This is a genomic window from Burkholderia sp. PAMC 26561, assembly GCF_001557535.2.
Taxonomy (GTDB): domain Bacteria; phylum Pseudomonadota; class Gammaproteobacteria; order Burkholderiales; family Burkholderiaceae; genus Caballeronia.
Genome location: NZ_CP014307.1, coordinates 549,853 through 574,537 on the forward strand (window position 1 = coordinate 549,853; position 24,685 = coordinate 574,537).

General features: G+C 60.0%; 21 protein-coding genes and 1 pseudogene. 13 read left to right on the forward strand and 9 right to left on the reverse strand.

Annotated elements, in window-relative coordinates:
* Positions 1–252: 252 nt before the first annotated feature.
* Positions 253–1,206: a 4-hydroxyproline epimerase gene (locus tag AXG89_RS18145; RefSeq protein WP_062171411.1), complete on the reverse strand. Its 954-nt coding sequence runs from the start codon at positions 1,204–1,206 to the stop codon at positions 253–255.
* 233 nt (positions 1,207–1,439) lie between these two features.
* Here AXG89_RS18145 and AXG89_RS18150 point away from each other — a divergent pair, with 233 nt between their 5' ends.
* The 3 genes from AXG89_RS18150 (at position 1,440) to AXG89_RS18160 (ending at position 4,605) form a co-directional block, all read left to right on the forward strand.
* Positions 1,440–2,345 (forward strand): dihydrodipicolinate synthase family protein, encoded by a 906-nt coding sequence (locus tag AXG89_RS18150; RefSeq protein WP_062171412.1) that lies wholly within the window; start codon positions 1,440–1,442, stop codon positions 2,343–2,345.
* A 267-nt stretch (positions 2,346–2,612) separates the two neighbouring features.
* Positions 2,613–3,116 (forward strand): hypothetical protein, encoded by a 504-nt coding sequence (locus AXG89_RS18155; RefSeq protein WP_062171414.1) that lies wholly within the window; start codon positions 2,613–2,615, stop codon positions 3,114–3,116.
* Positions 3,117–3,258: 142 nt separating this feature from the next.
* A complete protein-coding gene (locus AXG89_RS18160; RefSeq protein ID WP_075358227.1) occupies positions 3,259–4,605 on the forward strand; it encodes a DUF2325 domain-containing protein in 1,347 nt (448 codons plus the stop codon).
* Between the two features lie 17 nt (positions 4,606–4,622).
* On the opposite strand, the gene AXG89_RS18165 is transcribed toward AXG89_RS18160, so the two are convergent.
* On the reverse strand, positions 4,623–4,946 hold the full coding sequence (locus AXG89_RS18165; protein ID WP_197672690.1) for a winged helix-turn-helix domain-containing protein: 324 nt from the start codon (positions 4,944–4,946) through the stop codon (positions 4,623–4,625).
* A 132-nt stretch (positions 4,947–5,078) separates the two neighbouring features.
* Entirely contained in the window at positions 5,079–5,615 is a 537-nt protein-coding gene (locus AXG89_RS18170; protein WP_236873461.1) for a nitrogen fixation protein NifQ, read from the reverse strand.
* A gap of 247 nt (positions 5,616–5,862) precedes the next feature.
* On the opposite strand from AXG89_RS18170, the gene AXG89_RS18175 reads away from it, so the two are divergent.
* On the forward strand, positions 5,863–7,038 hold the full coding sequence (locus AXG89_RS18175) for a porin (protein WP_062172578.1): 1,176 nt from the start codon (positions 5,863–5,865) through the stop codon (positions 7,036–7,038).
* Positions 7,039–7,095: 57 nt separating this feature from the next.
* Here the strand turns inward: AXG89_RS18175 and AXG89_RS18180 are convergent, their stop codons facing one another.
* Positions 7,096–7,584 (reverse strand): molybdopterin-dependent oxidoreductase, encoded by a 489-nt coding sequence (locus tag AXG89_RS18180; protein ID WP_062171418.1) that lies wholly within the window; start codon positions 7,582–7,584, stop codon positions 7,096–7,098.
* Between the two features lie 194 nt (positions 7,585–7,778).
* Here AXG89_RS18180 and AXG89_RS18185 point away from each other — a divergent pair, with 194 nt between their 5' ends.
* Positions 7,779–8,738, forward strand: coding sequence for a hypothetical protein (locus tag AXG89_RS18185; RefSeq protein WP_062171421.1), 960 nt, complete (start codon positions 7,779–7,781; stop codon positions 8,736–8,738).
* 6 nt (positions 8,739–8,744) lie between these two features.
* Here AXG89_RS18185 and AXG89_RS18190 read toward each other — a convergent pair whose 3' ends face one another.
* The gene (locus AXG89_RS18190; protein ID WP_062171423.1) at positions 8,745–9,173 is read right to left on the reverse strand and encodes a TOBE domain-containing protein; all 429 of its coding nucleotides are present in this window, start codon (positions 9,171–9,173) and stop codon (positions 8,745–8,747) included.
* 271 nt (positions 9,174–9,444) lie between these two features.
* Between AXG89_RS18190 and AXG89_RS18195 the strand changes: the two genes are divergently transcribed.
* Positions 9,445–10,320, forward strand: a complete 876-nt coding sequence (locus AXG89_RS18195) for an extracellular solute-binding protein (protein ID WP_062171425.1) — start codon at positions 9,445–9,447, stop codon at positions 10,318–10,320.
* On the forward strand, positions 10,317–12,140 hold the full coding sequence (locus AXG89_RS18200; RefSeq protein WP_062171427.1) for an ABC transporter ATP-binding protein/permease: 1,824 nt from the start codon (positions 10,317–10,319) through the stop codon (positions 12,138–12,140). The genes AXG89_RS18195 and AXG89_RS18200 overlap by 4 nt, the downstream gene beginning before the upstream one ends.
* A 51-nt stretch (positions 12,141–12,191) precedes the next feature.
* Here AXG89_RS18200 and AXG89_RS18205 read toward each other — a convergent pair whose 3' ends face one another.
* Entirely contained in the window at positions 12,192–12,923 is a 732-nt protein-coding gene (locus tag AXG89_RS18205; protein ID WP_062003727.1) for a response regulator transcription factor, read from the reverse strand.
* Positions 12,924–13,290: 367 nt separating this feature from the next.
* Between AXG89_RS18205 and AXG89_RS18210 the strand changes: the two genes are divergently transcribed.
* The gene (locus AXG89_RS18210; RefSeq protein WP_062171429.1) at positions 13,291–14,703 is read left to right on the forward strand and encodes an MFS transporter; all 1,413 of its coding nucleotides are present in this window, start codon (positions 13,291–13,293) and stop codon (positions 14,701–14,703) included.
* A 94-nt stretch (positions 14,704–14,797) separates the two neighbouring features.
* Entirely contained in the window at positions 14,798–14,965 is a 168-nt protein-coding gene (locus tag AXG89_RS42180; RefSeq protein WP_155524353.1) for a hypothetical protein, read from the forward strand.
* 86 nt (positions 14,966–15,051) lie between these two features.
* On the opposite strand, the gene AXG89_RS18215 is transcribed toward AXG89_RS42180, so the two are convergent.
* Together AXG89_RS18215 and AXG89_RS18220 are read right to left on the reverse strand one after the other, a co-directional pair.
* Positions 15,052–15,324 carry a hypothetical protein gene (locus tag AXG89_RS18215; RefSeq protein ID WP_062003266.1) on the reverse strand — a complete coding sequence of 91 codons (273 nt, stop codon included), beginning with the start codon at positions 15,322–15,324 and terminating at the stop codon, positions 15,052–15,054.
* A gap of 142 nt (positions 15,325–15,466) precedes the next feature.
* The gene (locus tag AXG89_RS18220) at positions 15,467–16,120 is read right to left on the reverse strand and encodes a hypothetical protein (RefSeq protein WP_236873462.1); all 654 of its coding nucleotides are present in this window, start codon (positions 16,118–16,120) and stop codon (positions 15,467–15,469) included.
* A gap of 296 nt (positions 16,121–16,416) precedes the next feature.
* Between AXG89_RS18220 and motA the strand changes: the two genes are divergently transcribed.
* The 3 genes from motA (at position 16,417) to AXG89_RS18235 (ending at position 19,787) form a co-directional block, all read left to right on the forward strand.
* Positions 16,417–17,286 carry a flagellar motor stator protein MotA gene (gene motA / locus AXG89_RS18225; RefSeq protein ID WP_062003267.1) on the forward strand — a complete coding sequence of 290 codons (870 nt, stop codon included), beginning with the start codon at positions 16,417–16,419 and terminating at the stop codon, positions 17,284–17,286.
* Positions 17,287–17,322: 36 nt separating this feature from the next.
* A complete protein-coding gene (gene motB, locus AXG89_RS18230; protein ID WP_062003268.1) occupies positions 17,323–18,327 on the forward strand; it encodes a flagellar motor protein MotB in 1,005 nt (334 codons plus the stop codon).
* 284 nt (positions 18,328–18,611) lie between these two features.
* Positions 18,612–19,787, forward strand: coding sequence for a porin (locus AXG89_RS18235; RefSeq protein WP_062003269.1), 1,176 nt, complete (start codon positions 18,612–18,614; stop codon positions 19,785–19,787).
* Positions 19,788–19,850: 63 nt separating this feature from the next.
* Here the strand turns inward: AXG89_RS18235 and AXG89_RS18240 are convergent.
* A pseudogene (locus AXG89_RS18240) lies at positions 19,851–21,507 on the reverse strand (bifunctional aspartate transaminase/aspartate 4-decarboxylase).
* A 537-nt stretch (positions 21,508–22,044) separates the two neighbouring features.
* Between AXG89_RS18240 and AXG89_RS18245 the strand changes: the two are divergent.
* Positions 22,045–24,684 (forward strand): excinuclease ABC subunit UvrA, encoded by a 2,640-nt coding sequence (locus AXG89_RS18245; RefSeq protein WP_062171431.1) that lies wholly within the window; start codon positions 22,045–22,047, stop codon positions 24,682–24,684.
* Position 24,685: the final 1 nt, after the last annotated feature.

Here is a 24,685-nt window from a genome sequence, read left to right on the forward strand (position 1 = left end):
TCGAGCGTCGACGCACCCGCAGGAGTTTGCAGCGCCGCCTGCGGGCCAGCCTGGCTGCTCCTGGGTTCATGCGCGCGCGGCGCCGGACGGTCCGTCGTAGTGATCATTCGCGTCTCGCTGGCGTCGTCGATGTCCGCGAGTGGCGCTTATCGGCCACTGATCGACCTCGAGCGCACTGCGCTGCGCCCGATTATAGAGGCGGCGCGCACGCGCCAAAATTGGTGATGACCGCAGGCGGTTCGAAGCCACCGCTCATAGGGCCTTGATTCCCCGGGCGAACGGATCGGAACTTTCGAAACACAGGCGGCCTTCCGCCATGATGTGCGCGCGGCCGGTAATGACCGGAATCACCACGGTTTTACCTTCAACGTGGGCGCGCTGATAACTGGCATCGAACACGCTGCCGATAATACTTTCCTGGCGCCATATCTCGCCCTCGGCAAGCTTGCCGTCGTCCGCAAGACACGAAATTTTTGCGCTTGTGCCGGTGCCGCACGGCGAACGATCGTAAGCGCTGCCCGGGCACAGGACGAAGTTGCGGCTGTCGATACCCTCATGCGGCGAGTCCGCAAACAATTCGATGTGATCGATCAGCGCGCCGTGTGCGCCGGTAATGTCCTGCGCCTGCAGCGCATCGCGCACGGCATCCGTGAACACGGTCAGACGCCCGATGTTGCTTGTGGCGAGTTCCTGACCATGGTCCGCCGCGAGGAAAAACCAGTTGCCACCCCAGGCGACGTCGCCGGTGAGCGTTCCGTGACCGGGGACATCGACGGTGATCGCATGTCGATACCGGTATGCAGGGACGTTGCGAACGCTCACGCTGCCGTCTTCATTGAGCGTTGCTTCCACGACGCCTGCCGGCGTCTGGATCTTGTGCAATCCCGCCTGGATCCTCCCGAGATGAGCGAGCGATACGACGAGTCCTATGGTCCCGTGACCACACATGCCGAGGTAACCGACGTTATTGAAAAAGATGACCGCCGCCGCGCACTCGGGATCATCCGGCTCGCACAACAACGCGCCCACGATGACGTCAGAACCGCGCGGCTCAGTGACGACGCCTGCGCGCCAGTCGTCGTGCTGTTCGCGCAAATTGTCGAGGCGACGGGTCAGCGTCCCGGTGCCAAGATCCGGGCCTCCGGATATGACAAGGCGCGTCGGTTCGCCACCGGTATGCGAGTCGATGAAGTTCAGGGTTTTCATGCTGTCATCGTAGGAATCGGGGCGCGTTGCGTCTTGGTGGCACTAGGCACGTTCAATGCCGATTTCAGCATAGTCAGGCTAGTGCCGCGGCGCTTGTCTGATTGCGGTGTCTTGCGGCATAGCCAGGAAATTCGCTATGCCGAAATCGGCATCCAGCCTGCGTGACTGATGCAAGACCAACCGTCCAGCAATGCTTAGACTCTATTCCATTCACTATTGTCAGGAGCACTGCCGTGGCACATATCTGGGAAGGCGTCATGCCGGCCGTTACAACCAAGTTCAATGCGGATTTCAGCATAGACCGCGAGTGGACCGGTAAGAATATCGAAGCGCAGATCAGCGCAGGCGTAGACGGCATCATTGTCTGCGGGTCGCTGGGGGAAGCGTCCACGCTCTCGCTCGACGAAAAGCTGGACGTGCTCGACATCGCCGTCAATGCCGCCCAGGGCCGCGTGCCCGTGCTGCTGACCATCGCGGAGAACAGCACGCTCGACGGCTGCCGTCAGGCCGAACTCGGCGTGAAGCACGGCGCCGCGGGTTATATGGTCTTGCCGGGGCTGCGTTATGTATCGGATCGTCGCGAGACGCTGAATCATTATCGTGTGGTTGCGAGCGCAAGCCCGCTGCCGATCATGGTCTACAACAACCCGCTTGCATACGGCGTGGACGTGACGCCCGACATGTTCGCCGAGCTCGCGGACGAAAAGAAGTTCGTCGCAATCAAGGAATCGGCCGGGGACGTGCGGCGGTTCACCGACCTTATCAATGTGGTCGGCGATCGATACGCGCTCTTTTGTGGCGTCGATAACCTCGCAATGGAAGCCGTCCTGATGGGCGCGCATGGTTGGGTCGCGGGGCTCGTCTGCGCATTTCCGCAGGAGACCGTCGCCATTTTCAAGCTGCTTAAAGCCGGCCGCCTGGACGAAGCGCGCACGATCTACCGCTGGTTCGCGCCCATGCTCGCGCTCGATGTCTCCACTAAGCTCGTGCAGAACATCAAGCTTGCCGAAGCGATGGTCGGCCTTGGCACCGAACCAGTCCGCCCGCCGCGCTTGCCGCTGGCAGGCGACGAACGGCGCCAGGTCGAGTCGTTGATCAGGCATTCGATCGAGACACGCCCGGTCTTGCCGGCTTACTAAAGCCAACTCGCAAATACGTTTTGCGGTCGGGCAAGATCCAGCGCTTGCCTGACATTTTCTCCGCGCCAGTCGCACATCGATCCGGCTTCATCACGAAGCCATTCCACGCGTCGCCCTCCTCCTCCAAGCGCCGGAAAAACCACCGAGCAACGCAGAATTGTCGCGTTCGTTATATTCTCATGTATATCACGGTACTATTCGCTTACGCCGGAGATTGTCCACACGGCAGCCGAAAACAGCTATTGAAAGCATTACAAGGAGTTCCCGATGTCCGGGCAGCAGGCAAGTACACCTCGCATCGCAGCGTCGACTTCAATCGCGTCTGGTTTGTCGGGCGCAATCACGCCGCTCAACACCGCGCGCGATCCCGAACATACGGCAGCGATCCGCGAAGTTGTCGATGCGTTCCGGAACCTTCATGCAAGCGTCGCCCGTTTTGTATTGATGCTCGAAGATTTGCTGGGCGATGCGCGCTCGCTCGAGGCGACTACCGGACAGTCGCTGGGCGAACTCTTGACGTCGCTCTATGATCACGCGCGCGCTCTGGGTTTCGTGCGGATCGATGATCTGCGCCTTGCCATAGACACGGCGCGCTCGGCGGAACAACAACGTGACCTGGTCTTCCAGGTCACGCCGGGAAGCGGAACCGAGGGTTTGCAGCGCGTTGCGCGCGGCTTTCAACGGCTGGACGCGACCTTCGTTGGCCTATGCGTCGAGCACGTGCTGGAGCAGCATTATCGCGACCGCGCCAATACCGGCGCATCCGTCTAGCGGCAAGCCCGGCACAGGGGTTCGAATTTACTCCGTTATATTCGATGGTATATTTCGGTATCCATGCGCCGGACAATCCTTGTGCCGTTTTGTGCAGCTTTAATGTCCTGCCGCTTGAAATTCAGATCGTTTCGAGGTGAATGTGCAATCCGTTCCCCCTTTCCGCTCCGCCCTGACGGGCCTCGCCCGTGCGCCCTCGAGTGAATTCGCCAGCAGCGCGGGCGCTTACAAGCGTCTATCGGCCGATGCATGCTGCGCGCCCTCCGAGGCGGAGCTTCGCAGCGCGAACCGTCGCGCGCGGCTGGTGGACCTGGATTCGCACCTGCATTGCTCGATTATTGGAACCTGCCTGAGCACGAGTGAACTCAGGAAGCTCGTTCCCAAATTCACCGATCTCGACAAGCAGCACGCAAGCGACCTGGAAATTCATCATGCGGCGGTGGAACTCGCCATAGAAGGCGGCCAGGGCGCCAAGGCCTTGCAAAAGGCACTCGATGCGCGTTATTCGGGCGCGGTGCGGCGCTTTGAAACGGCCAAAAGTCCTGAAGCATTGTTGACGCTGTGGAAAGAAGCGCTCAAAAGCGGCGACATCCCGCCCGCATACTGGGCGCTGATGACGCATCCGCAAGCCGTCATGAGCGTGCGGCAGGTTGCGTTCGGCGACCTGCATATGCTGTCGCATTTGGTCGGCGCGGCTAACCGCGCCGACATTCGCCGGTTGGTCGCGTTAGAGGAAGAAAATGCGGCGCTCAAGGACAAGATCGAGCGTCAGCAAGGCAAGCTGCTTGAACTCGGCACCGAGCGCGATGCAACCATACGTGAGCTGACCGGACAACTCGCGGAGATGTCGGCGAAGGCGCAGCGTGCGCCGGATATATCGGAGGGCAGTCTCGAAGCTGAAGTCCTGATGCTTCGCGACGCGCTCAATGCTCGCGACGAGCGCCTGGCAATTCACACCAGCCGCCGGGAAGCCGCGGAACGGCGCGCGATCAACGAGCAGAACCATGCACGTACGTTGAGCGCGCGCCTTGACGACACCATTGCTACGCTCAACATCGTGCAGGCCGAATGCAGCGCGCTCGAGCAAGCGATGCTCACCCAGGGAGATAAAGCAGGATCGCGCAGTGCGGACCTCGAAAATCTCGCAGGCAAGCGCGTGGTGTATGTAGGTGGCCGGCCGGGATCGAACGCCGCGCTGAGGCAACTGGTCGAATCGGCAGGCGGGGATTTTGTCGTGCACGACGGCGGCATAGAGGATCGCAAGGGCATGTTTGCCGCTGCGTTGCCACGTGCGGATATCGTGGTATTTCCGGTGGATTGCATCGATCACGATTCCATGAATCTGCTTAAGCGCGTGTGTGATCGGCATCAAGTCGATTACCATCCGGTGAGAACCGCGAGCGTCGCGAGCTTCATGGAATTGATGGCGCGGCTAAGGCGCACAGCTTCGCAACCCCCGGCCTCGCACTTTTGCCTGCGGCACGGCTAAGCCGGCGCAATCGAATCTTAGCGCTTCATCATCCGGGTCAGCGCGGAAATCTGCGGCGAGCAACTCCTTGCCGCTTCTTCTTCAATCTCCCGATACAACCGCACGATCTTTTCGCCGACCGGCGTCAGCACACACCCGCCACCTGACGAGCCACCTGTCTCCGACGACGTCGCCGGCGTCTTCAGCGTCCGGTTCAACTCATCGATAAGCAGCCACGCCCGCCTGTATGACATGTTCAGACTTCGCGCAGCGGCCGAAATGGAACCGTGTTCCCGCACGGCTTCGAGCAGATCGATTTTCCCCGGTCCGATCGCAACGGCATCCGCCTGCCGGATGCGCATGCGAAAACGCACCTCGGGTTGATTCGATGCGGATGGGGTCGGGGCTTTCGTGGATTTGGCCATGCGCGAAAGCATACACGAGCAACGCGGACCGAGGCTTGTGCAGGCCGGCTGGACGAGATGTCCCCCGCGCTATGTCCCGGGACCAAAACAAAAGCCGAAATCTTCGCAGTCGGGACATCCGGGTGCGGGTTGCGGCGCCATGCCCATCGACAGCGCGAGTTCTCGAGCCAGGAATTTCTTCCATCGCGTTCCGTCGGTATTGCGCATTGCGAGCGCTGGAAAATATCGGCCAAGCATTGCAGTGACTTCATCACGCCCGCCAAGGCCCAGGTCACGCCATAAATGATCGGGCCGCAAGCACGCATGCGCGATGATCGTCGCTACACACTGCGCGTTCGTCGTATCGGCGGAATCGGCACTATGACTTAGCAAAAAACGGCTAAGCGTTTCAACGAACGCCGCGTTCTCTTCTGATTGAATCCCTACCTTGGCAATGGGTGCCGCCAGCCCACCGAAATGCCGTGTGTAGAGCCAAGCCGTTTGCTCGCGCGATAACCCCAGCAGATGCCGTTCATCGTGCGCACAAAGCAGCGTGGCGAATAAAACGGTGTCAGAGGAATGCGGATTTGCCGACGCCGCAATCAGGTCAGCGCGGGTTCTGTGCATTGGGCCAGGACGTGCCATTGATGAGCATCAAGCATGAGTCGAACCGCGTGGGCGACCAGTATGCCACGCCGCAGATGTCGTCAAGCCATTGTGTCAGGAACCATACAAATTCGAAAATCACGTTTACCAAATGCTGACGTATCGTTATATTCCGGTCGATATTTCGCAATCGAAATACACCTGCAATAAAAGCCTGATCGCTGCACACCTTAGCAGCATCGACCTAATACAAAACCAGGAAAGATCAATGAAAATGAAGATCGTGGCGGCGGCCGCATTGAGTACGTTCGGCGTAGTCGCACATGCACAAAGCAGCGTGACGCTTTATGGTTTGATCGACGCCGGTGTGAGCTATGTCAGCAATGCAGCAACGGCCACCGGACACGACCATTTGATCCGCTATGGCGACGGCGTTGCCCAAGGAAGCCGCTGGGGCCTGCGCGGTGCAGAAGACCTGGGTGGCGGCCTGCAAGCCATCTTCACGTTGGAAAGCGGCTTCAGCTCCGGCGACGGCACCCTGGGTCAGGGCGGGGCGCTGTTCGGCCGTCAGGCGTATGTGGGCATAGCGAAGAAAGGGATTGGCTCGGTGACGCTCGGCCGTCAGTATTCGTTTTCGACCGATTACCTCGGCGGCAACTATTCAATGGGCGGCCAGACGCCCGCCGGCAACTACGCATACCACATCAACGACCTGGACCAGCTCACGTCCAGCCGTATCAACAACTCGATCAAGTTCAGCAGCGCCGGTTTCTCGGGCCTGACCTTCGGCGCCTTGTACGGCTTCTCGAACCAGGCGGGATCGTTCGCCGGTTCGCCGACCACGACCGCCGGCACCACGACCACGCAAGGTTCGTCGAGCACGGTCAGCGCGGGTGTGAACTATGCGCAAGGCCCGTTCGGCATTGGCGCAGCCTACACGAACATCCGCTTCCCGAATGGCGCCACGCCTGCATTCAGCGTAAGCATCGCCAACGTGAACACGGGCGGCTTGCGTGACCTCGAAACCTTTGGCGTCGGCGCGCGCTACACGATTGGCGCCGGCACGGTCTGGGGCCTCTGGACCCACACCAGGTTCGAGCCGATCACCGGCGCAGAGTCGAAGCTGAACAACTATGAACTGGGCGGAAAGTACGCATTCACGCCAGCATTGAGCGCCGGCCTGGGCTACACGTTCTCGAAGCTCGATGACCACTTCGAAGGCAAGTGGCATCAGGTCAACAGCGTGCTGGACTACGCGTTCTCAAAGCGTACCGATGTCTACGGAATCGTGGCTTACCAGAAGGCGTCTGGCAGCAACACGGTCAATGGCCGTAACGTTCCGGTGCAGGCGGAAATTGGTTCGAGTTCCAGCTTCCTCGGCAACTCGGGGACGGGCGCGAACAACCAGGTAGCGGTTCGTATCGGCTTGCGCCACAAGTTCTGATTAAGCATTGAAGGCGAGCGCTGCACGCGGCGCTCGCAGTCAAATGCTTAGTGTGGTCTAGACCGTCAATACGCGGGCCACGATTCGCGCAAGCCGCTTTACATGACGCGGCGCTGGAAGAATATCCGCGCCGGAAAATAATATAGGCGCGCCCTCCTCGCTGGTGATCGTCCGGCCACCACACTCATAAGCCACGATCACGCGCTCTCCTACGGGCGTATTGAACAACTCGTGCCACGAGAAAATCACGGCGTACCCGTCCTGCGCCACGGCGATAAAAACTGTTCGCTTGAATTGTCCTGCCGGCTCGGGTTGCAAGCCCGCTCTCAGAATCAGATCCTTCAACAGCACGCCACGGTACGTATCCACGCTTCGAATAAAACGGTTGGTCGTATAGCAGCGAAGGTCGAAGGGATCGGAGACAACCGCAGGTTGTTCCCTGAATTCTGCGAGGTCGACCGTCAAGGGACGCAGGAAATCGCCCTCCAGCGAAATGACAGTCTTGGCGTCCTCGACTACGAGTGCCTGAGCGTTGGCATCACTCATCTTGTGTCCTCCAGGGACCGGTTGCAGACAACTGCTACGTCATTATATCCACGTGAATATTACGACGTCGAAAAGCGATGCTGACATGCGCGTGAACCATGTTGGACATACCGCTTTTCGCATATGCGGCGTGCGGCCGGGAACAACCGGGACTTAAGCGTTATATTAAGTGCCCCGTCGCAACGAGAACCAACATGGATTTTTCATATCTGACCGCGCGTTTTGTGAGCCTTCCGCGCATCGCTTTCTGTGCGTTGTCGGCGTCGGTGGCGTTATCGCTTGCGGGTTGCGGGTCTGCGCAAATCGCAAGCGCGCCTCAGCAAATAACGCTCGATGCGCGCCCTAACGGCATTGCTATTGCTCAAGCCGATGGCCGCATTTTCATAACCGACGATAAAACCAACAGCGTGCTTGTATCGACGGATGGCAAGACCTTTGTGCCGTTTGCAGTCATTGCGCCAATCGCGGGACAATCCAATGCGCTCAGTCAGGTGACGTTCTCGACCAAGGGCACACTGCTGATAGAACGCTTCGGTTTCGGCACGTCCGGCGCCGTAATGGAGGTCGGCGCGAACAAATCAGTGGCAATGCTTTCGGGGATCGATCCCGCACGGCGCCGATTGGGACTGGCCGTTATCGGCCCGGGAAGATTGCTTTCAACATGGTTCGTCAAGGAGGGGAGCGCGCCCGCAACGGGCGGCGTAAGCCTGATCACTTACGACGAATCCACGCACGCGGCATCCGAACACAACGTGCTGTCCGGGTTGGCGAAACCTGTGGGAATTGTCGTGCGAGGCGATGCGGTATCGATTTCGGACCAGGGGAACAACATGATTCTCAAGACCAGCCTTGCCGGATTGCTGGATCATTCGCAAGCGGGCGGCCTCAAGACGCAAGTGGTGAAGATCAACGGTCCGGATCTGCTTGCCATTGATACAAGCGGTGCGCTCTACACAAAATGCAACGCAACCGCGGTATGCCGGATCACGCCTGACAACACGGTGACTGAAGTCGCAAACGGTTTCGACGATGCGCGCGGTGTGGCAATCGACCCATTGCACCGTTCGCTTTACGTCGTGGACCGTGCAAAAGGAGCAAACGGCGCCAGCATTTTGAGGATCATTCCGCTGAACCAGGCCGCTGCCACTAACTGATCTGACTTAGTCATCCACGCCGATGATCACGCTCGACGCCTTGAAGATCGCCGTAGCCACCTTGCCGGTCGCGAGCGCAAGACGTTGAGCACTTTCATTCGTGACGATCGCCGCGATCTGCGCGCCGCCCGCTACGGTAATGACGACTTCCGTATTCACGGCGCCCGGCGTGACCGCCGAGATCGTACCGGCAAAGCCGTTTCGCGCCGACGTCTGGCTGTTGGCCACGTCGACCATCACGATGACCGACGACGCCTTGACCAACGCAAACGCAGCCTTTCCGGCCGCAAGACCCAGGGACGTCGCACTGCCATGCGTAATCACCGAGACAATCTCGAGGCCGTCGTTGGCGCGCAGCACGATTTCGTCGTTCACGGCGCCGTGTTTGACATCCACCACTTCACCCACGAATTGATTTCGGGCGCTTGTACGCATTTTTATCTCCGGTTGCGGCGTCCTCAGGCGGGCATGAACGGCCGCAAGGCAAGAACGCACGTTGTAGTGTGATTGCCGGTTCGCAGGCAAGCCAGAAGTTTACCTGCGCAACAGGGCGGACGCGAGTCAAATTGCCGCGAAAAACCGCCTTTCGACGTGATGATCGGGTTAGCGAACTCCGTATGTCTCAGCGTAATATAGCGCCCTTTATTACGCCCTTTATTACCCCTTGGTACCTTTCAACCAGAATCGGAAAACCGTGGAGAACAAGATGATCCGTAAGGCAATGGTGTCTGTTGCAGTGATGGCCGGCGCGATGTTCGCGCACACCGCAGTAGCCGACGACAACGTCGTCAACGTCCTGTATGCAGGCTCGCTCGTGAACCTGATGGAGCGCAGTGTCGGTCCTGCGTTCGAGAAGGAAACCGGTCTTCATTTCCAGGGCTACGCGGCGGGTTCAAACAAGATTGCCAACGAGATCAAGGGCAAACTGCGTCGCGGTGATGTGTTCATCAGCGCAAGCCCGAAGGTCAACACGGGTTTGATGGGCGCGGCCAATGGCGATCATGTCGCGTGGTATGTGACCTTCGCCGAATCGCCGTTAATGATCGGCTATAACCCGCGCAGCAAGTTCGCGGGCGAATTCAAGACCAAGCGCTGGGATCAGGTTCTGCAGGAACCGGGCATCAAGATTGGCCGCACCGATCCCAAGCTGGATCCGAAGGGCGCGTTCACGGTCGAGATGGTGACGAAGGCGGCCGGCCTTTATCACCAGCCTGATCTGGTCGAGAACACCCTTGGCGCCGCTGAGAATCCGGAGCAGGTCTTGCCTGAAGAAGCGCTTGTCGGACGTCTGCAATCCGGACAACTCGATGCAGGTTTCTTCTATTCAACCGAAACGTCGGACCTGAAGATTCCATCCATTCGTCCCGCGCCTGAATTGCAGGCCAAGGCGAGCTACACGCTCGCCATCCTGGGCGACGCGCCGAATTCAACAGGCGCCACGCGTTTCGTCGACTTCCTGCTGAGTGCAAAGGGACGCGAGTTGCTGAAGGAACATGGCGTCGATGTCATCAAGCCCGCTGTCACGGGTAACGCGCAGGCCATGCCGCCGTCGCTCCAGGCTGTGATCGACGCGACGCAATGAGGCGCGCCGCTGCGCGACCTTTGTCGTGGCTCGCAGCGCTGCTCGCGGTCTATCTATGCGCGCCGTTCCTCGCCAGCATTCCGCAGATCGGCGCGGCGGACTGGCAGGGTGTCGACTGGCGCTCGACGCTTTCGGCAGTCGCGGTATCGGCGGGAAGCGCGAGCGTCGCGTCGCTTGTCATCCTGATCGGCGGCGTGCCGTTGGGGTATCTGCTCGCACGATCCGCTTCGAAGCGTTCGGCGTTGCTTGGTTTTATCGTGCAGTTGCCGCTTGCGTTGCCGCCGCTGACCAGTGGCGTATTGCTGCTGTTTTTGCTCGGCCCCTATAGCTGGGTCGGGCAACTGACCGGCGGCAAGCTGACCGACTCGTTTGCGGGCATCGTGCTGGCGGAGACGTTTGTCGCCGCGCCGTTTCTGATCATTGCGGCACGCTCGGCGTTTGCCGCCGTCGACCCCATGTTCGAAGACGTGGCCGCAACGCTCGGTCATCGCGCGGGCAGCCGCTTTTTTCGCGTGACGCTGCCGGTTGCCTGGCCCGCGATCAGCGCCGGTCTTGCACTTGCTTGGTTGCGCGCGTTCGGAGAATTCGGGGCGACCGTGATGGTCGCGTATCACCCGTATTCGCTGCCGGTGTATACGTACGTGGTCTTCGGCGGACAGGGCCTGCCCGCCATGATGCCGTTGCTTTTGCCTACGCTTGCAATCGCCATTGTGTGCGCGGCACTGTCGATCTATAGCCGCAACGGGCGCGTTACGTCGAGCGTGGAATTCGTCAATGCAGACGATACCAATGACCTTTCACAATCACATGCCGCAATCGATACCGACGACCGCCGTTTGAGCATCGTATTGAAAAAACAGTTGGGCAGCTTCGATCTCGATATCAAATGGGCGCCGCAAACACGGCGTCTTGCGATCATCGGAACGTCGGGTTCAGGCAAGTCGATGACCTTGCGCCTCATCGCCGGACTTGAAACCGGACAAACAGCGATGGTGTCGCTGGGAGATGCGTCGTTGACGGGCCTTCCGCCCGAGGCACGCAAGATTGGTTATATGCCACAAGACTATGGCCTCTTTCCGCACATGACGGTCGCGCAGCAACTCGCGTTTCCCTTGAGCGCAGATGCCGCCAGCGCGCGGCAATGGGTCGAGCAGCTTGGACTTTCAAGCCTGCTTCAACGCTTGCCGCAGGAGCTGTCGTTCGGTCAGCGCCAACGCGTGGCGCTTGCTCGCGCGCTGACGCAACACAGTCAGCTTCTGCTCTTCGATGAACCCTTCGCCGCCCTCGATACCCCGCGCCGCCGGCGTCTTCAGCGGTCCCTACGCGAGCTGCAAAAGGAGATATCGGCGGTGACGGTGATCGTTACGCATGATCCCGATGAAGCTGCCCTTCTCGCCGATGAAGTCCTCCTGATCGAACAAGGCCGCGTGCTTCAGGCGGGTTCCGTGAGCGACGTGTTCGAGCGGCCGGCAACGCTGCGCGCGGCGCAATTGCTGGGTCTGCACAACGTCGGACAAGGCGTGCTCGTTGAACCGGGCGTGGTCGAACTGGGTGGATCGTTACGTTTGAGCATTGCGCAAGATAGCGCAATGGGACGCAACGTCATGTGGCGACTTCCGGCGTCGGCGATCACACGAGATCAAACGGGCGCGTTCGAGGGCATTGTGGAAAGCATCGAATTGCGTCGCGGCGAGCGCTACGCGCGACTGAAGATCCGGGGCGCTGCATTTGACATCCCCACCGATGACCCGCAGATGAAACCCGGCACGCCGCAGCGTTTTGCAATCGATATGAACCGGTTAACCGTTTGGCCCATTTAAAAAGCCGTCATTTTTCCAATGACGGCTTTTTCCAAGTTCCACAAACGAACCTCAAGCGGCCGCTTCCTCTTGCAACATTTGCTGCGTGGCTTCTTCATCGCCATAAAGATGCAGCAGGCGATATCCGCTCTTGTACACCGGCTGCAGGCGGAAATGGTTGATCGGCTCGATGCTCAACGCAAGCCGCAGGCGCGATACATGGCTGTCGATGGTACGCGTGCTTTCGCGGAACTCGCGTCCCCAGACCATGGCGAAAATGTGGTCGCGCGACAGCACGCGGCCGATGTTCGAGAAGAACAGCAATGCGAGCCGGAACTGCGTGCCGCTCAACTGCACCGGCTGGCCGCGCACCGTCACGCTTTGCTGGCGTGAATCGAACCGGTACGGACCGAGTTCGGTGACGGCCGCCGAGTTCGCCGGATAAGCGCGCCGCAGCAACGCCTCGATCCGCGCGCCGAATTCGGCGCTGCGCACCGGGTGCGTGACGAAGTCATCGGCGCCGGCGGTCAGCGCGCGCACGATGTTGCTCTCGCCGCCGTCGGCGGAAGCGAACATGACGGGAACGCGTTCGCCAATGCCAGAGCGCATCGACTTGACCAGGTCCAGGCCGGACAAGCCGGAGGAATGCCAGTCGAGGATCAGCATGTCGACGGTCGAGCGCGACAGCGACTTCGACATCGCCAGGCCGTCGCTGAAGGGAATGCATACATGGCCGAGCCGCTCGACGATTTCGCCGACGACATAACGGTGCTGGGGATCGGACTGCAGGATTGCGATACGCATGATGACGATGCCGGTGACGCTGCGCACGATGACTTCGGCTTGATGGATCGAAGGCATCGCAGAAGGTCTCGTGAAGCTTCACAAGACCGCTTTGAACGCGCGAATTTTGCGGAGCGGCACCACCTTGTTCTATCGGACAACTCCCAAACTCCCGGACAACACGGTCACAAATGCTTTCAATATGTCGCGGGAGGTCACTGCTTGTGCCGACTCGTGCCTGCTTCAGGCGAAACGGCGTTTCGCCGGCGTGCGGTCGGGACCACATATCGGGATGCACGAAAGCAACAGGGCGTGATGCAAAAACCTTGCACGCACATTTCAGGATTCACGGAAACGTCGTGCGTTCCAGCTCGTTAAGCTGGGTCACATGAACTCGAACCTTCACTCCGCACGCGCTGGACTGAGCACACGTCAGGCGCTGATCGTCACCACGGCAAGCATGGGCTTCGTGGTCTCTCAACTCGATGTCACCATCGTCAACGTGGCGCTAGCGAGCATGGGACGCGACTTGCACGCGAGCGTCGCGAGCCTGCAATGGACCGTGGACGCCTACGCGCTCGCCTTCGCGGCGCTGATGCTTTCAGCGGGCGTGCTGGGCGACCGCTTCGGCGCGCGGCGGCTGTTCGTGGCAGGACTGGCGCTGTTCGGACTGGCGTCGGCGGCATGCGGATTTGCAGCCGATGCCAGCCAGCTCATCGCCGCCCGCGCGTTGCAGGGTGTGGGCGCCGCCGCCATGCTGCCGAACTCGCTCGTGCTGCTCAACCAGTCCTGCGGCCACGACGACGGCTTGCGGGCGCGCGCCGTGAGCCTGTGGACGGCGGCGGGCGCAGTATCGATCGCGGCGGGGCCGGTGGTCGGCGGCGCGCTCATCGCGGCGTTCGGCTGGCGCAGCATCTTCTGGGTCAACGTGCCGCTGTGCCTGGTCGGCATTGCCGCGACCTGCGCATGGATCGCCGATCAAAAAACCGCGCAAAAAGGCCGGGGCGTCGACCTGCCGGGGCAAGTGCTGGCGATCGTTGCGCTCACGTCTTTCGTCGGCGCGATGATCGAGCTTCGGCCGCTGGGAATCGCGCATCCGGTCGTTATCGGCGGGATGGTGCTGGCGTTGCTGACCGGAACAGGGCTTGTTGTGGTGGAACGGCGTGCCCGGGCGCCCATGCTGCCGCCGGCGCTCTTTCGCGACCGCACGTTCAATTCGGCGATCGGGTTTGGCATCTGCGTGAACCTGACTTACTACGGCACGGTGTTCGTGCTGAGCCTGTATTTGCAGCGCGTGCTGGGTCTCTCGCCGCTTCACGCTGGGCTCGCATTCCTGCCGCTGACCGGAGGTTTCCTGTTATCGAATCTCGCGGCCGGCCCGGTCGTGGCGCGCTTCGGTTCGCGGTTGCCAATGATCATCGGCGCATTGATCGATGCCGCCGGCTTCGCGGCACTTTGTTTTGTCGATGCCCGCACGCCCGTTGCCGTGTTGCTGCTGCCGTTCCTGCTGATACCGACAGGCATGGGACTCGCTGTTCCCGCCATGACCACCGCGATGCTCGGAACGGTGGACTCCAGACGCGCAGGCACGGCGTCGGCAGTGCTCAACACGGCGCGGCAAGCGGCCGGCGCGATCGGCGTGGCGATTTTCGGCGCTTTGGCAAGTCATGCGGCGTCGGCCGAGACTGCGCAGATCGTGATGGGGGTCAGGCTCTCGGCGGCAATATCGATCGCGATGCTGTTGTTGGCCGCCGCGATGGCCTGGCGCGTAGTGGAGAACAAAAAGAAAAACCATCGCTAGCGGTGCATCCTACGCGCCGGGAACGTGGGTTGCGAATTGTCTGGAGCACCTCTCGTGCAACGCGCGGTCCGCAGGCCGCTGGAGGTATCGAACCATGTCCACGCCCATAGATCCGACGCAACTGCCGATAGAACCCGACGCCGACGAACTGCTCGATCCCGATGCGCCGCCGAATCCGGACGATCCTGATCTCCCCGACGGCCCTGATTCCGCGACACCGCTCGTTCCCGCTGACCCCAACAACGGCTCTCCGCGCCTTTAAATCCCAGGATGCCGCCGTATAAAAAATGCCCGGCACGCGAAAAACGCGTCCGGGCATTTCTTCAGTTCAAGATTCGAAGCAAGTGATCATAGCGTCGTGGTCAATACGTCGCCGGATTTGAGCGCTTTCTCTATCAGCCCGTCGGCCTGGGCCTTGCGCACGGCATCGGCTACAAAAGATTCGGGCGCCTCGACCTCAGCCTTGATTGCGCTGATGATCCCGGACGCCTCGACGATCACCAGCGATTTCGCCGAATCGGCACGGCTGATGATCACGCGCTGCGGGCTGCCGCCGTCTGCGATGCTTGCGCAAAATTGCATCGGCTGTCCGTCAATGGTTTGCTCAAAGGTTTGAATCATATTGAAGGTTCGCCTCTGGTAAAGGAACGGTAAGTCCTTAGAAGGGGACGCATCATCCATGCCAACCCGCCTGGCGCGCGTCTTTCTTACTATTGAGCGTGAGCCGGGCGGGAGGTTCAACCCCTGTGGGTAAGTCTGTATCTTAGAAACGATAAGTCACGCCGATCTGCACGACCGGATACCAGCGATATTTCTCGACGCGATTCGTAATGTCCTGCTTTTCCTGATCGATATTCGCCTGCGTGGTGAGCAAACTGTACACCTCCGGCACGAAGTACGACACGTGCGGGCGGCCATATGCCACGCCAAGGTCGGCCATGAAACCAAAGCCCTTCGATACCGGTTTGTGCCCATACCCCACGCCAAGATACGGCATGACGCTCGGCAGCCGCACCGTGGCCGATGGCGCGCCCGCAACGGCAGGAACCGTATCGTCACCGATCTTGAAGTTGCCTTGTGCGTCAGGTACCGCATGCGCCTTCAGTTCGTCGCCATTGATGAGCGCACCGCCCGTCACGCGAAAACCGCTATTCGCAAACGGAAACAGGTCGAGATAAAGGCCGCCTTGAATCAGGCTCAGATGCCCGCTGTATTTGGCGCCGTCGACATTGAACGAATGCGAAAAACCGAGGCCTTCCATTTCAGCATGGACGCCCGCCCAGGAGTTCAGCGAGTAGGCGGCGCCGACACCGCCGCCCAGCGTTCCGCCTTGTATATAGACCTCTTGCGCTTGGGTCGTCTGCGTTGCCAGCATGGCGATCATGGCGGCCGCCGCCGCGCTCAGGACTGTCTTCACCGCACCTTCTCCGTAAGTAGCCGGGGCATTCCCCGTGGCGAGACTGTACGGTTGCGTTAAACGATTCAATGGAACGAACAGTGACCGTTTTTGGCGTCAATTCGAACGTCCATGCGTCGTCCACGAAACGTTCATCCTCGATGCAAAAAATGCATGTTTGCCAGAGTAAATTTTGCTGACTTGCGTAAGTCGGTAAGAAAAGATTCCTCGCATCTACCCTAAATGTGAGAGCCCGCTTGCCGTTAAGTTCTATGACAGCTTCATTCAATCGAAGCACACATTTACGCGGAGAGAGCATGTTTGTCGTTATTGGATGGGTGTTGGTCATCGGCTCGGTAATCGGGAGTTTCATGGGGGTTGGCGGTCATCTGGCAGCGCTCGTTCAGCCCTTCGAGCTGCTCTGCATCTTCGGTGCGGCCATCGGGGCATTCGTCGTATCAAACCCTCCCGCGACACTCAAGAAGACGCTCAAGAGCATCCCGACTGCGTTCAAGGGCGGCGGATACTCGAAAGAAAAGTACGTGCAATTGATCGCGCTGCTTTATGAGCTGCTTCAAAAGGCGCGCAAGGAAGGGATGATGGCGCTCGAAGTCGATGTGGAAGCGCCGGAAAAAAGCCCGACCTTCATGAAGTACGAACACGTGCTCAACGATCACCATCTGCTGGAGTTCATCGTCGATTATTTGCGCATGATGTCGAGCGGCAACGTCAACGCGCTCGAGATGCAGGACCTCATGGATGAAGAGCTCGAGACGCATCATGCGGAGGCATCGGTGGCATCCGGCGCGATCCAGAAGATGGCCGACGGCCTGCCCGCATTCGGCATTGTTGCGGCCGTGATGGGCGTGGTTCATACCATGGGCTCTGTCGGCGCTGCGCCTGCCATCCTGGGCGAGATGATTGCCGGCGCACTCGTCGGCACGTTCCTTGGCATCCTGCTCGCGTACGGTTTCTTCGGACCGCTTGCCGATCTGCTCGCGGCAAAGGGACAGGCGGAGTCCAAGCCGTTCCAGTGCGTGAAGTCGGTACTGCTTGCATCGATGAACGGTTATGCGCCCGCCATTGCCGTGGAGTTCGGCCGCAAGGTGCTCCTCACGGCTGACCGCCCGAGCTTCAAGGAACTCGATGAAGCCGTCCGCGCCACCAAATCGCCGAAGTCGGCCTGATGCATTGCATGCATTCAGACACCACGGGTAACGAACATGGCTGAAAAACCATCCCGCGATCCCCTGCAGTCGGTGCTTGCGCCGACCATCGTGGTACGCCGCAAGAAGAAGTCCGGACACGGGGCGCATCATGGCGGCGCGTGGAAGATTGCCTACGCCGACTTCGTCACGGCCATGATGGCGTTCTTCCTGCTGATGTGGCTGCTCGGTTCGACATCGAAGTACGACAAGCAGGGCATCGAGGATTACTTCAACGCTCCGCTCTCCACGCTCTTTGGCGGCAAGGACGGCAGTGGCGCTGCGCGCTCGAGCGTGATCAACGGCGGCGGCCGCGACCTGTCGAGTTCACGTCCGGGCGAAGCGACCAAGAGCCAGGCCCAGCCGATGCCCAAGACCCCCGCGCGCATTGCCGCGGAGGACGACGCGCGCCGCCTCAAGCAACTGAAAGAGAAACTCACGGCGCTGATCGACAATACGCCGGCGCTGCGTGCATTCAAGGACCAGATTCGTATCGATATCACGAGCGAGGGATTGCGCATCGAGATCGTCGATTCGCTCAAGCGTCCGATGTTTGCATCGGGCAGCTCGAAGCTCGAAAGCTATGTGGGCGTGATCCTCGCGCAGATCGGGGCATCCATGAACGACGTGGACAACCGGGTATCGATTGCAGGTCACACCGACGCCGTGCCCTACTCCGGCGGCCAGGCGGGTTACTCGAACTGGGAGCTGTCGAGCGAACGCGCGAACGCCGCGCGCCGCTCGCTGATCGCAGGCGGCATGAGCGAAGGCAAGATACTGCAGGTACGCGGCCTGGCCGATGTGCTGCCGCTCAACAAGGCCGTCGCCGACGAACCCACCAACCGGCGCATCAGCATTCTCGTGTTGAACAAGGCGGCGGAGCAGGCGTTCTTCGCGGATGGCGGACGGACTTCGGTGGATGATTCGCAACCGGCGAGCGCCGTGATCCCCGCGAAGGTGGCGCAAGAGCAAGCAAAACCGCGGCCGTTCTCCCCAAGCGGCGAAGTCTCTTCGAAAGGCTGACACGCCGCAGGCGCCGCGACGATACCCATTCGCTCGCGGCGCTCATCGCATCACTTCCCCTTCCCCTCCAGTAATACATCGCCGGCATCTCGCGCGAACCTTTCCCATAGCACAGCAGCGGCATGTGCAGCGTGGCCGTCGTTTCATTACAACTGTCATAGACCTTACATACGCCTCCCGTAAAGTCCGCCCGTCGCAAGTCAGCGGACCGTCAGAGTCCCGCGTATCCACGCACTTGTTGCACCAGACCCATCACGCTACCACCCACGCTCACGGAGAATGTCTTGAACCGTAAATCACTGCTCGCCATCGCCGCACTCGCTGCGTTTGCCGCATCGGCCGCACCTGCGCAAGCTCAAAGCAGCGTCACGCTGTATGGTTTGATCGATGCCGGTATCAGCTACGCTAACCACAGCACCGCCGGCACCGGCAGCTCGAAGATTTTCAAGTACGACGACGGCGTATCGCAAGGCAGCCGCTGGGGCCTGCGTGGTGCTGAAGACCTGGGCGGCGGACTGAAGGCCATCTTCACGTTGGAAAGCGGCTTCAACAGCGGTAACGGCACGCTCGGTCAGGGCGGCGCGGAATTCGGCCGTCAGGCTTACGTGGGTATTTCGAAGTCGGACGTGGGCTCGGTGACACTCGGCCGCCAGTACTCGTTCTCGACTGATTACCTGGGCGGCGCTTATTCCATTGGCGGCCAGACGGTTGCAGGCAACTACGCGTATCACATCAATGACGTGGACCAGTTGACGTCGAGCCGTATCAACAACTCGATCAAGTTCAGCAGCGCCAACTTCTACGGCGTGACGTTCGGTGGCCTGTACGGCTTCTCGAACGCTGCAGGTGCATTCTCGGGCTCGCCCACGACCACGACGGCCGGCGTGACCACGCAAGGTTCATCGCGTGCATACAGCTTCGGCCTGAACTACGCGAACGGCCCGTTCAGCGTTGGCGCGGCTTACACGGACATTCACTTCCCGGCTTCCTCCACCCCGGCGTTCAGCACGAGCATTGCAAACGTGGCGACGGGTGGCTCAAAGGACCTGCGCACGTTCGGCATTGGCGCGAACTACAAGATCGCTGCTGCGACCCTCTTCGCGTTGTGGACCAACACGCGCTTCGAAGCGATCAGCGGAGCTACTTCCAAGTTCAATACGTATGAAGCGGGTGCCAAGTATGCGTTCACGCCAGCTGCAACGGCGAGCCTCGGCTACACGTACATGAAGCTGACGGACGCGGCTCAAGGCAAGTGGCAACAAGTCGATGCAAGCGTGGATTACGCGCTCTCCAAGCGTACCGATGTCTACGTGCTGGGCATTTATCAACACGCGTCGGGTTCGAACAACGGAACCGGCGTGCAGGCGCAGATTGGTTCGAGCACGAGCTACTTCGGCACGTCGGGCCGCGGTACGGACAACCAGATCGCTGGACGCGTGGGTATCCGCCACAAGTTCTGAGCGTTTAGCTGAAACAGGAACGGGCCGCTGAAGAGAGCGGCCCGTTCCCATTTCGATGCCTGATTACAGCACCTTTTTACTGTCGAGCGACTTGCCCGTTTCCGCGTTATACCGTTCCACGTATTCCGCCATCAGCTTGCGCAACGCACGGCCGATCTGCTTGTAGTCGCTTTCGTTCAGATTGGCGAGCGACACGCGGCCCGACGGATGCTGCGTACCGAAGCCACGCCCCGGCAACAGCACAACGCGTGCGTCCTTCGCAAGGCGGAACAGCAGCTCTGACGGTTCGGTGTTCTTGAACAGCCACTGCACGAATTCTGGTCCATACGCGCGATTGCCGAGGAACTCGAGGTCGAGGATCGTGTAGTAATCGACCTGGTTCACGTCGCTGTCGTCGAAACTGATTCCAATCTCACGATACAACGCCTCCTTGCGTCCACGAATCAGGCGCTTCAACGCGTTCTTGTATGCCTCGGGCGTGTCCATCAGCGAGAAGAGCGAGAACAGCACCATCTGCACCTGCTGCGGCGTCGATAAACCCGCCGTGTGATTCAGTGCGACGGTGCGGCTGTCCGCAACCAGCCGGTCGATGAACTTGAGGTTCTCCGGCTCCGTGGTAATGGACTCATAACGCTCGTGCAGTTCGGCGCGTTGTTCCTTGGGCAGCTTGCGGATCAGTTCGTCGATCACGTTGTCCTGGTGTGTCGCGATGGTGCCGAGCCGCCAGCCCGTGGCGCCAAAGTATTTCGAGTACGAATACACGAGGATGGTGTTCTTTGGGCACAAGGCGAAGAGCGAAACGAAGTCGTCGGCGAAGGTGCCGTACACGTCGTCGGTGAGCAGGATCAGGTCCGGCCGTTCCTTCACGATAGCTGCAATGTACTGCAGGCTTTCGGTATCGATCTTGACCGACGGCGGGTTACTCGGATTCACGAGGAAAAACGCTTTGACCTTCGGGTCGCGCAGCTTGTCGAGTTCTTCCTTCGAATATTGCCAGCCGCGTTCAACGTCGGCGTTGAGATTGACCACATTCAACTTGTAGTCGTTGAGCGTGGGGATTTCAATGTACGGCGTAAAAATCGGTGACCCGAGCGCAATGGTGTCGCCGGGTTTGATCAGGTGATTTTCGCGCAAGGTATTGAAGATATACGTCATGGCCGCGGTGCCGCCTTCGGTCGCGAAGATGTCGAAATCGCCAATGAAAGGATGCTTGCCGACCATTTCCTTTTTTAGATACTGCGCCACGATCACTTCAGACAATTTCAGCATCCGGTCGGGCACCGGATAAATTCGAAGCAAGAATCCCCTCGCACATTTCGTAAAGGAATTCGCCGCCGTTCAAACCCAGTTGATCGCGCACGTACGACAGTGCGCCGCGCAAGAAATCGATACCCGGAACGCCCTTGTTGTCGCGTGCGAAAATCTCGAAGCGTTCTTCAAGTCCCTCATGTTTTGGAAACCCGCCCAGCCCTTCTGGCATATGTGCGAATGAACGCTCGGATTCGCGCATGGCGAACAGGCCCAGTTGCCAAAAGCCATGGCGAGGGATGGTGGCGAGGAAGTTCGGGTTGCCGCGGCCAGCGTTGAGCATGGCGACGTTGGCCGGGCGGTCGACGGCACCGCCGCCCGCAGCCTTGATCAACTCGTCCTTCAGTTCGAACGGGCTGAGTGCTGCAATCTTGGACTGCTCCTGCGAACCCGCTTTCTTGGATTTGGACATCCAGTACCTCCAGAAATAATCGACTGCTTTGAAAGAGAGCGGCGCGCGTTGTCTTGGCGCCGGCCCTCGGGAGAAGCGGCAATGAGAGTCAGGGAATGCATGCTTGCCGCGACTAATAATCAAGGCATCCCACATCTCCTGATCGAAAGGGTCGAGCGTTTTGCGTTGGGCTCCATGCCCTGGTCCACATGCCAGGTCTACATACATAAGTCGCGACATTTATCGCAGGCAATGAAACAATTACTCATTCCATTGCAGGAAAAAAATCGCGATAAACCTGTCCAACGCACAAAGTCGCAACCGCTTCATGATTTGAAATAGCGAAGCGATCTTGCAAAATCGCATCTCGCACCCCTCACTAATATCACGTCCGCGTAGCGAAAGCGGTTTCGATGGCGCGAGAATTTGGCGGTATCAAAAGCGGCTTTTAAACGCCGCCTGTCGAATGCCTCGCTTGTGCTCCCATGCGAAAGCCCGGGCACAAGCTCTGCGGGTCGATTAATGCTGAGCCCTAACTGCAAACCAAAGAAAAGGCGCATGACAGATCGAAATAACAAATCTTCGTCTCCTCGACCCGGCTTCGTTCGTGTACGTGGCGCACGCGAGCACAATCTGCGCAACGTGGATGTCGACATACCACGCGACGCACTCGTGGTTTTCACCGGCGTGTCGGGCTCGGGCAAATCGTCGCTTGCATTCGGCACGCTTTACGCCGAAGCGCAGCGCCGGTACTTCGAGTCGGTCGCGCCCTACGCACGCCGTCTTATCGATCAGGTTGGCGTGCCGGAGGTGGATTCGATCGACGGATTACCGCCTGCGGTAGCGCTCCAGCAGCAACGCGGTACGCTGAACGCGCGGTCGTCGGTCGGCAGCGTCACCACGTTGTCGAGCCTCGTGCGCATGCTGTATTCGAGAACCGGCACATACCCGGCAAAGCAGCCCATGCTGTTCGCCGAGGACTTCTCGCCGAACACCGTGCAAGGCGCCTGCCCCACATGCCACGGCCTCGGACGCGTGTACGATGTCACCGAACAGTCGATGGTGCCCGACGACTCGCTGACCATCCGCGAGCGTGCGGTCGCTGCGTGGCCACCGGCGTGGCATGGCCAGAACCTGCGCGACATTCTCGTCACGATGGGTTACGACGTCGATACCCCTTGGCGTGACCTTCCCAGGAAAGCTCGCGACTGGATCCTCTTTACCGACGAAACGCCGACCGTGCCCGTCTATGCGGGCCTCACGCCCCAGGAAACGAAAGCCGCGCTCAAACGTCACGCCGAACCGAGTTATCAAGGCACCTTCACAGGCGCGCGCCGCTATGTGCTGCACACGTTCGCCAATACGCAAAGTGCGTTGATGAAAAAGCGCGTGTCGCGTTTCATGGTGAGCAGCGCGTGTCCGACATGCCATGGCAAGCGGCTGAAGCTCGAGGCGCTGTCCGTCACGTTCGCGGGACTGGATATAGCGGAGTTGTCGCAGATGCCGATGGCGCGGGTCGCGGAAATATTGCGCCCCGTTGCGCGCGGCGAGGCGTCGCCCGATGTAAAAACCGGCGAAGTGCTGAACAAAACAGAAATGCGCGAAGCCTTGGAGCGCCGGGTTGCGTCGGGAGGATCTGCGCACAAGGCATCGCCTGATATACGACGGACAACGAATCAATCCCGCGAAAAGCAGGTCGCCGCACAACGCATGGCAAGAGAGCTGCTCGAGCGATTGTCCACGCTGATCGACCTCGGTCTCGGGTATCTTGCGCTGGACCGGAGCACGCCGACGTTGTCATCGGGCGAACTGCAGCGCCTGAGGCTCGCGACGCAGTTGGCATCGCAGTTGTTTGGCGTCATCTACGTGCTCGACGAACCCTCCGCCGGACTTCATCCCGCCGATGGCGAGGCACTCTACAGCGCGCTGCAGCGCTTGAAAGAAGCCGGCAATTCGCTCTTCGTGGTCGAGCACGATCTGGAGATGATGCGTCGCGCGGACTGGCTGGTGGATGTCGGGCCGGCGGCGGGGACGGCAGGCGGGAGCATCGTGTACAGCGGTCCGCCTGCAGGATTAGCCGACGTGGAAGCATCGCAGACACGGCTGCATCTGTTTGGGGAACGCCGGACTGTCGGACGCACGAAGCGTTCTCCGGCTGGATGGTTGCGGCTTGCCAACGTCACTCGAAACAACCTGCAAGCTCTCGACGTAGCATTCCCGCTTGGGTGCTTCACGACGGTCACCGGCGTCTCGGGATCGGGGAAATCCAGTCTGGTAAGTCAGGCGCTGCCGGAACTCATCGCGGAAAAACTCGGCAGTCCGATAGCGACCGAAACCGACGAAGAACGCGATCCTCTCCTCGACACGGAAGACATTCAGACAGACGGCGAGATCGTGGAAGGGATGGAACACATACGCCGCCTCGTAAGGGTCGACCAGAAGCCGATTGGCCGCACGCCGCGCTCCAATCTCGCCACTTATACCGGCCTCTTCGACCACGTTCGCAAGCTGTTTGCCGACACGCCGCAAGCGCGCCGCCGACGCTACGATGCCGGCCGTTTTTCATTCAACGTCGCAAAAGGCCGCTGTCCGACGTGCGAGGGCGAAGGCTTCGTCAGCGTGGAATTGCTTTTTATGCCGAGCGTCTATGCGCCATGTTCCACTTGCGGCGGAACGCGCTACAACCTCGAGACGCTGGAAATCAAATGGAAAGACAAGGACATTGCGGAAGTCCTGCAGATGACCGTCGATACCGCCTGCGGCTTTTTCGCAGACGAACCACAGATCATGCGTGCGCTCGCGGTATTGCGTGACATCGGGCTGGGCTATCTGCGGCTCGGGCAGCCCGCGACGGAACTCTCGGGCGGCGAGGCGCAACGCATCAAGCTCGCAACGGAACTGCAGCGCGCGCAGCGGGGCAAGCACCTCTACATACTCGACGAACCCACCACGGGCCTGCATTGCGTCGACAGCGACCGGTTGCTGGTGCAGTTACAGGGTCTCGTCGATGCGGGCAATACCGTGATTGTCGTCGAGCACGACATGCGCGTGGCGGCGCAAAGCGACTGGGTCATCGACATGGGGCCGGGCGCGGGAGAAAGCGGTGGCAATGTCGTGGCAAGCGGAACGCCAGAGGACGTGGTGAAGAAGGGAGCGCGCGGTCATACAGCGAAATATCTGAAGGCGTGCATGACATGAA